This window comes from Methylobacterium aquaticum (genome assembly GCF_001043915.1).
GTDB classification, from domain to species: Bacteria; Pseudomonadota; Alphaproteobacteria; order Rhizobiales; family Beijerinckiaceae; genus Methylobacterium; species Methylobacterium aquaticum.
The window spans coordinates 1-687 of record NZ_LABX01000337.1; the positions used below are offsets into that span (position 1 = coordinate 1).

The following is a 687-nucleotide window of genomic DNA, read 5'->3' on the forward strand; positions in this document are numbered from 1 at the left end:
GACACATTCTGCGATGACCCCTGCATGCATCGCCTGATCACGGTGCCCGCCAGCACATCGAGCTCGGCAAATAGCGTCGTGGTGCCGTGTCGAATGTAATCGTGGGTCTGTGTCTCGGGGCGATCTGGCATGACGGGTCGGCTCGGGCGGGTGCGCTCCAGGGCTTGGATCTGGCTCTTCTCGTCGAGCGAGAGCACGATGCGGTTTCCGAAGGAAGCCGGCCACCTCTTCCGAGACGAAGCCGGCCAGCGTTCCGATTTGATGCCGGCCAGTCTGTAGCCGAAATCGGCGGCGGTTTTCCCATGGGTCAGCAACCGCGGCAATCCTGTCCTCGACGACGAGGAGAGCGGAATGCCGGCCAGGAGAGAGCTGACCATGCGACAGATCAGACAGATGCTGCGGCTCGCCCACGACGGTGTGAGTTCGCGCGAGATCGGACGAACACTGGGCATTGCCCGCTCCACCGTGCAGGACAACCTCGCCCGGGCGAGCGCCGCCGGCGTGACCTGGCCGCTCGGCCCCGAGGTCAGCGACGCGATGCTGGAGCAGCGCCTGTTCGCCCGAGCCGGAGTGAAGCAGGGACTGCGTAGGCTGCCCGAACCAGACTGGCCGTCGCTGGTGCGGGAGATGCGCCGGCCCGGGGTCAACCTGACGGTGCTGTGGGAGGAGTACCGGGCCATCGACAAG

Annotated in this window: 2 pseudogenes; one reads left to right on the forward strand and one right to left on the reverse strand. The window is 66.1% G+C overall.

Features of this window, described 5'->3' with window-relative positions:
• Positions 1-200: pseudogene (locus VP06_RS31365) on the reverse strand (hypothetical protein); the annotation flags it as partial.
• Positions 201-375: 175 nt separating this feature from the next.
• Here VP06_RS31365 and VP06_RS31370 point away from each other — a divergent pair.
• Positions 376-687 (forward strand): annotated as a pseudogene (locus VP06_RS31370) (helix-turn-helix domain-containing protein); the annotation flags it as partial.